The sequence below is a fragment of the Mitsuaria sp. TWR114 genome, assembly GCF_007997345.1.
The window spans coordinates 1-6,826 of sequence record NZ_VOSR01000272.1 but is presented as its reverse complement, the minus strand read 5'-3'; the positions used below and the strand labels follow the sequence as shown (position 1 = coordinate 6,826).

The 6,826-nt window shown below is 69.6% G+C and carries 8 protein-coding genes; 4 read left to right on the top strand and 4 right to left on the bottom strand.

What is annotated here, in order from left to right:
• Positions 1-22: 22 nt before the first annotated feature.
• Positions 23-1,759, bottom strand: coding sequence for a M14 family metallopeptidase (locus FUT87_RS11775; RefSeq protein ID WP_147241130.1), 1,737 nt, complete (start codon positions 1,757-1,759; stop codon positions 23-25).
• A 207-nt stretch (positions 1,760-1,966) separates the two neighbouring features.
• On the opposite strand from FUT87_RS11775, the gene ribA reads away from it, so the two are divergent.
• Both ribA and FUT87_RS11765 read left to right on the top strand, forming a co-directional pair.
• Positions 1,967-2,590, top strand: a complete 624-nt coding sequence (gene ribA, locus FUT87_RS11770; protein WP_217648492.1) for a GTP cyclohydrolase II — start codon at positions 1,967-1,969, stop codon at positions 2,588-2,590.
• Positions 2,591-2,597: 7 nt separating this feature from the next.
• Entirely contained in the window at positions 2,598-3,164 is a 567-nt protein-coding gene (locus FUT87_RS11765) for a hemerythrin domain-containing protein (protein WP_255511781.1), read from the top strand.
• Positions 3,165-3,309: 145 nt separating this feature from the next.
• On the opposite strand, the gene FUT87_RS11760 is transcribed toward FUT87_RS11765, so the two are convergent.
• Entirely contained in the window at positions 3,310-3,639 is a 330-nt protein-coding gene (locus FUT87_RS11760; RefSeq protein ID WP_091730603.1) for a four-helix bundle copper-binding protein, read from the bottom strand.
• A gap of 86 nt (positions 3,640-3,725) precedes the next feature.
• A complete protein-coding gene (locus FUT87_RS11755; RefSeq protein WP_147241128.1) occupies positions 3,726-4,097 on the bottom strand; it encodes a hypothetical protein in 372 nt (123 codons plus the stop codon).
• Positions 4,098-4,414: 317 nt separating this feature from the next.
• Here FUT87_RS11755 and FUT87_RS11750 point away from each other — a divergent pair, with 317 nt between their 5' ends.
• Positions 4,415-4,930, top strand: a complete 516-nt coding sequence (locus FUT87_RS11750) for a plastocyanin/azurin family copper-binding protein (RefSeq protein WP_255511744.1) — start codon at positions 4,415-4,417, stop codon at positions 4,928-4,930.
• A gap of 7 nt (positions 4,931-4,937) precedes the next feature.
• Here the strand turns inward: FUT87_RS11750 and rsgA are convergent, their stop codons facing one another.
• A complete protein-coding gene (gene rsgA, locus FUT87_RS11745; RefSeq protein ID WP_147240864.1) occupies positions 4,938-6,002 on the bottom strand; it encodes a ribosome small subunit-dependent GTPase A in 1,065 nt (354 codons plus the stop codon).
• A 329-nt stretch (positions 6,003-6,331) separates the two neighbouring features.
• On the opposite strand from rsgA, the gene FUT87_RS11740 reads away from it, so the two are divergent.
• The gene (locus FUT87_RS11740) at positions 6,332-6,703 is read left to right on the top strand and encodes a YciI family protein (protein WP_147240863.1); all 372 of its coding nucleotides are present in this window, start codon (positions 6,332-6,334) and stop codon (positions 6,701-6,703) included.
• Positions 6,704-6,826: the final 123 nt, after the last annotated feature.

Here is a 6,826-nt window from a genome sequence, read left to right as displayed (position 1 = left end):
CAAGCGGGAGAGGGAGCAAACCTCAATCGAGCGTGACCTCGGTCCTCACCGTGCCGGCGCGATCCGCCCACGCGACCAGGCTCAGCCGCGTGCCCTGCGGCGCTCTGACCACCCATTCACCATAGGCACGATCGCCGGTGATATCCCGCTCCGGCAGGAACGCCAGCTGCGTCTGCTTCGGCGCATGCCCCTCCAGCTGCGGCCCTTCCATCCGCGGCTTGCCGCTGATGAGCCCCACTTCGGGATCCACCGGCAGGAAGATTTCGAACATCACCCCGCGGGTCTGCTTGCGCGCCAGCGCCTGCTTGGTCACGTAGGCCGGCAGCCAGCCGCTGTTGCCCACCGCCATCCGCACCCGCCACGTATCCGGCCCGAGTGCCCGGACCTCCGTCCTCAGCAACTCCAGCTTCGGCAGGCTGAGCGCGATCTGGTTCATCCACGCCGGGAACCGCGCCGCCTCGCGCTCGCGCAGGTGCGGCGGCGGGTTGCGCCAGAAGTTCATCTTGTCCCAGCCGCCGATCTCCACCGGCCCCAGCTGCGGATGCATGAACGCGGTCCACTCGACATGCGCCTGCCCGCCGCAGTGCTCGTCGCTCCACTTCAGCAGCTTGAGGTCGTCCTCGACGGGGTGGTCGCGGAACCAGTCGATCCACTTGTAGCCGGTGATGCCCGCCTCCTTGTTGGGCGACCACAGCTCCACCACCCAGAACAGCGCCCCCAGGTGCTCGTACACCCAGTCCTGCGTGCCGGTGATGACCTCCTTGGGGTGGTACTTGAACTCGTGCCAGATGCTCACCGCCGGATAACCGGTGTGCTGCTCGCCCAGCCTGGAGAAGCGCTGGTAGGCCCACAGGTCCTCGGGCGCCATCTCCTCGTCGCTGCGTGTGCCGCAGGGCCGCAGGATCACGCCGCTGTGCGTGTGGAAGCTGATGGCCGCGCCGATGTTGGGATGGCCGACCATGAAGTCGACCATCGCGCGCACCTCGGGCTCGCTGGTCGGGTAGGGACCGGCACCGACCTGCTCGAACTCCTGGCGCCAGCCGGCGGGGAAGTTCCGGTTCAGGTCCAGGCCCTCGCTGTCGCGGTTGACCTTGATGGTCAGGCCGTCGTGGTTGATGACCAGGCCCTCGGGCATCAGGCGGTAGTACTCGCCGCCGAATTCGCCGGGCTGGCGCGCGACCATCAGGCGCGGGTCGTCGGGATGCTTCTTGTAGCCGCCGTGCGGGTCGGGGACCCGCATCGTGAGGATGCGGCCGTCGCCGTCGATGTCCTCGACGCTCAGGCCCTCGACGGCCTCCTCGTCGAACGGATACGGGCGCGTGGACGAGCGGATGTGGCGCGGCCGGTCGGCCAGCGCCAGCTCGGCGCCATCGGGGTTCAGGCGCGGCACCATGTAGATCGTGCGCGTGTCCAGCAGGTGGGTGACCTGCGCGTCGGTGCCGTACTTGCTCAGCAGGTCGTGCAGGTAGTACAGGCAGGTGGTGCAGGCGGTCAGCTCGGCGGCGTGGATGTTGCCGTCGAGCCAGAAGGCGGGCTTCTCGACGTCGATGCCGGTGGCGGTGTTGGTCAGGATGAGGACCCAGATCTCCCGCCCCTCGAAGCTCTTGCCGATCGACCGCACCGACACCAGGTTGGGACAGGCCTCCGCGTAGCTGAACAGCAGCTGGGTGAGCGCCTCGTAGCGGGGGAACTCGTCGAAGCGCGGGCTCGGCAGCGTGGGGGTCGACGCGGGCGCGGCGGCGGGCGGGAGAGCGGTCATGGGCGTCCCAGGGGCGGTGGCGGTGCGGCCGATTTTGCATGCCCAGGCCCCTGCGACCGAGAGGCCTCTCCAGCCCGCGACAGCGCGTTTACCCTGAGAACGGTTAAATTGCGGCCCTTGGGCGCGCAGGTCGACGACGACGGGCGCGCACCGCACGACATGAACGACGAGGCCGTCCGCGAGGGCGCCGAGGTGACTGCTGGAGAGATGGCTGTGAATCACTGCGAGAAGATCCCGTTGGGCACGCAAGGGGCGACCGAGTGGGAGGTGGTGCATCTGCCGTCGTCGCTGGGCGATTTCCAGGCGCGGGCCTTCCGCAGCCCGGTCACCGGCTCGGAGCACCTGGTGCTGTCGGTCGGTCCGCTGCAGGAGCGTGGCGGCCTGCTGCGCGTGCACAGCGAATGCCTGACCGGCGACGTGTTCCAGTCGCTGCGCTGCGACTGCGGCCCGCAACTGCAAGGCGCGCTGGACCTGCTGAAGGACGAAGGCGGCATCGTCATCTACATGCGGGGCCATGAGGGCCGCGGCATCGGCCTGGTCGAGAAGCTGCGCGCCTACGCGCTGCAGGAGGCGGGCGTCGACACCATCGACGCCAACCTGCGCCTGGGCCATGCCGAGGACGAGCGCGACTACGCCGACGCCATCGACATCCTGTGCCTGCTGGGCGTGAAGAGCGTCCGGCTGATCACCAACAACCCGCAGAAGCGCGACGCGCTGGTGGCCGGCGGCGTCGAGGTCGAGGCGCTGGTGCCGCTGCGCATCGCGGCCAATCCGCACAACGAGCGCTACCTCGAGACCAAGCGCAAGCGGATGGGCCACTACCTGGAGTGACTCCGGCGTGAGCCTCCTGCATGCCGCGCCCGCCGCCGGCTTCGACGCGCCGTTCGAGCTGATGGGCGCGTGCCACGAGCGCATGGCGCGGACGCTGGCGCTGCTGGCGCGCCTGGGCGCCCACGTCGCGGCGCACGGCTGCGACGGCCAGGCGCGGGACGCGGCCGGCGACGTGCTGCGCTACTTCACCCTGGCAGCGCCGCTGCACCACGAAGACGAGGAACGACATGTGCTGCCGCGGCTGCGCGAACGCGGCCAGGGCGCGCTCGCCGACCGGCTGGGCGCCGAGCATCGCGAGATGGAAGCGCAGTGGGCCGCGATCGCGCCCACGCTCGAGGCGATCCGCGATGGCCGCCTGCGCGACGACGAGCTGCCCGGCGCGCGCGAACGCTGGGACCGCTTCGCGACGCTGTACCGCGGGCACATCGAGGTCGAGGACCACGCGGCCTATCCGGCGGCGCTCGAAGCGCTGACCGGGCCGGAGCTTCAGGTCATGGGCGCGGAGATGGCGGCCCGACGGAAGACGCCGTGGCCCGTCACGCCCAGGGACGAGGCGGCGCCTCCATCCAGGTGACGGTTCACGCCGCGGCGCGCAGGCCGGGGGCCCCGGAACCGCCCGTCGTCGGTTTCCTGACCGGGCGGCGCAGATCCTCGGCGCAATGCCAGCGCCAAGGATCTGCGAGGTCAGAAGCGAAAGTCAGAAGCGGCGCTGCGGCCGATTACGCCGCCATGCGGCGGCACTCGTCCGCGCAACGCTTGCAGGCGACCGCGCAATCCTGGCAATGCGGATGCTCGTGCCGGGCGCACTCCTCGCCGCAGGCATCGCACACGGCGGCGCACAGCTGGCAGAGCTGGCGGTCGAACTGACTGCCTCGCGCCATGTAGCTCGCCGCGAGTCGGCAGATGGCGGCGCAGTCCATGTCGAGGGCAATGCACTTCGCCATCATCTTGACGTCCTGCTCTCGCAGGCAGGCGGTGGCGCAGTGGTCGCAGGCATCGGCACAGGCGTTGCACGCCTCGACGCAGGCTTGGTTGACTTGATGGGACATGTCGGTCTCCGGTAGGCCGGCCGCTTCAAGGCCGGCAAAAAGGATGGAGGCCGCTTCGCGGGCGAAGCGGCCGCTTGCGGAGACGCTCAGGCTTTGGGCGGTGGGTCGGGCGGCGGCAGCACATGGGACGCCATCCCGAACGGCGGCTTGCGCGCCCACTCGAAAGTGAGCTTGAGCAGCACCGCCGACGCGGCGCCGGAGGGCGCGGTCGGGACGGCAGCGAGTTGGCAGGGGCCGTGAAAGAGGCCGTGCGTGCCGGTGTCAGCAGCCGGCGCGTCGGCCATGGGGTGGCCGGGGGATTCGCCGTGCGCATGGCTCTCGCCGTGATCTGCCGACACCGCGCAGAGCATCTGGCAGATCACCGATGCCGTCGCCACCGGCACCATCGTGCCGAGCATGAACGCCACCAGCAGGCGCCGCAGCAGCGGCGACCGCAGTCGCATCAACAGCGCAGCCACTTGGACCTCGCCATCGCGCTCGACCTTGATACCAGCAACATGCCTGCTCCCGGGAAGAGCCCTGCTGCGGGCAAGTGCCGTTCCCCGCCCGACAACGACGCGGTGCCTTCGGCGCGCCCCGCCCGCCCCTCGCCAGCGTGGCGACGACCCGCGTGGCGAACCTCCGTGATGCGGCAAAAACGTCTGCTTCGGCCGCGTCGGCGCCGCCAGGGAACGGCCCAAGCCGCTTGACCTTCCCACTGGGGCAAGGTCCAGACTCCTCGAGTCGCGGGCTCCGGGCCCGATGCCGACCCCCTCGACGTTCGCAACCCGTGGCCATGCCGGTCACCCAAGGAGTCCCCATGAAAACGCTGCACGCCTGTGCCTTCGCCGTGCTGTCCCTCGTCTCGGTCGCCGTGGTCGCCCATGGCGACGAGGACCCCGCCAAGCCCCGCCGCCATGACGACGGGAAGGTCGAGGCGACCGCCTTCGGCCAGGAGGGCCGACCGGGGCAGGTGGTTCGAACCATCCAGGTCGACATGGCCGACAACATGCGGTTCACGCCGTCCGACGTGACGGTCAGGAAGGGAGAGACGATCCGGTTCGTCGTCCACAACAGCGGCCAGGTGCTGCACGAGATGGTGCTGGGCACCACGGACTCCATCGCCCAGCACGCCGCGCTGATGAAGCGGTTTCCCAAGATGGAACATGACGACGCCAACATGGCGCATGTCAAACCGAGCCAGACCGGCGACATCGTCTGGCAGTTCACCCAGCCCGGCGAGTTCCAGTTCGCTTGCCTGCAGCCGGGGCATTTCGAGGCCGGCATGGTCGGCAAGGTGATCGTGAAGTGATGGCCGCTCACGACCGCTTGTCACGCGCCCGCTGGCTGCCCGCCTTGCCGATCGCCTTCCACTTGCCTCGCAGCGCGATGCGCTCCAGCGCCGTCATCTCGCCGCGCTGCGCGTCGCGCATCAGCTTCTTGTAGTTGTCGAGCCGGTCGGGGTCGACCTGCGCCGCCACGGCGCACCCGGGCTCGCCTTCATGGTGGCAATCCCGGAAGCGGCAATGCTGCGCGAGCGACTGGATGTCGTCGAAGGACGACGCCAGCGTGCGCGCGTCCGCATCGGGCCGGAAGGTGCGCAGCCCCGGCGTGTCGATGATGCAGGCGCCTAGCGCAGTGCGATGCAGCGAACGGGCCGTCGTCGTGTGCCGTCCGCGGCCGTCGCCCTTGCGCACGCCGCCCGTGTCCTGGGCGGCGCCAGCCAGCGTGTTGATCAAGGTCGACTTGCCGACGCCCGAGGAACCGAGCACCACCAGCGTCTGTCCGGCCTGCATCCAGGGATCGAGCTCGGCGCAGGTCGCCGGCGAGAGGCCGTTGACCGGCAGTACCGGAACGGTCAGCGGCAGGCGGCTGCGCATCTCCGCGATGCGCTCCGGCGCGTCGGGCGCGAGGTCGCGCTTGGTCAGCACGACGACCGGCGTGACCTCGCAGGCCGTCACCATGGCGATGTAGCGTTCCATCCGGCGCGCGTTGAAGTCGGCGTCCAGTCCCATCACGAGCAGCGCCGTGTCGACGTTGCTCGCCAGCGGCTGGCGACGCCCGTCATTCGCGCGCCGCGCGATCTGCGTGACGGGGTCGACGCGATCGGTGATCCAGGCCTGGCCGTGGATGTCCACCTGCATGCTGACCCAGTCGCCGATCGTCAGCGCTTGCGCGCTGACCTGCAGCTGCTGCACCAGCCGGGGCAGCGCACGCGCGAGCCGCTCGCCGTGGCCGTCGTGCAGCGTGAAGCAGTCACGTTGGGATTCGATCACTCGCGCCAGGCGCGAATTCGGTTCATGGGCGCCGAGCTGCGCGGCGCGGGAGGCGATCAAGGGGGTGAGACCGAGCGCTTGCAGCGTCTCGAAGTCGATGTCGATCATGGGAGTCCATTGAATTTGGCTTCGTTCGCGCAGGCGCGAACCCGACCACGCGCGATGGCGCATGGCGTGAGCTGAGTGGGAAGCCGGCCGCGACTGGCGCGACGATCAATGGACCCGCGTTGAGCGCGAAGTCAGGAGCGCGGGGCGCTCAGGCAGCCGGACACGAGAAGGTCGACACGATCTGCTTGTTCCATGGTCTTCTCCTGTCGGGGTGGGTGGATGAAGGTCGCCAGTCTGCAGCGGACGGGGAGCGACGTCAATTTCGGCAAGATGTCGAATTCGGATGCGCCGGTTCGTCGTCCCTGCATCACCCCTCTCAAGGACTGCCCATGAAATACCTCGGCCTCGCCTACTACACCCCCGAAGCCTTCGCCGCGATGGCGCCCGAAGACGTCAAGGCCCTGGTCAGCCAGTGCCCGGCGCTGGACGAGAAGATGCGCGCCACCGGCAAGGTGCTGGTCTCCGCCTCGCTGGGCGACCTGGAAGGATGGAAGACGCTGCGCCCGCGCGGCGGCAAGACGCAGGTCACCGACGGGCCCTACACCGAGGCCAAGGAAATGGTCGGCGGCCTGTTCATCATCGAGGCGGACAGCCCGGAGGAAGCGCTGCGCATCGCGTCCATGCACCCGGCCGCCACGCTGGGCGAGGAAGGCGGATGGGCGGTCGAGCTGATTCCGATGGACTTCTATCTGGGTCGCTGAGGACGGGGCGGAATCACGGATACGCCGCGGGTCGCCGCGTCGCGGCATTGCCTTGGCGCGCGGGCGGGTCGCGAGTCCGATACATTGCCGTCGACGCCGCCTCCGCGCGGCCACCCCTGCCGC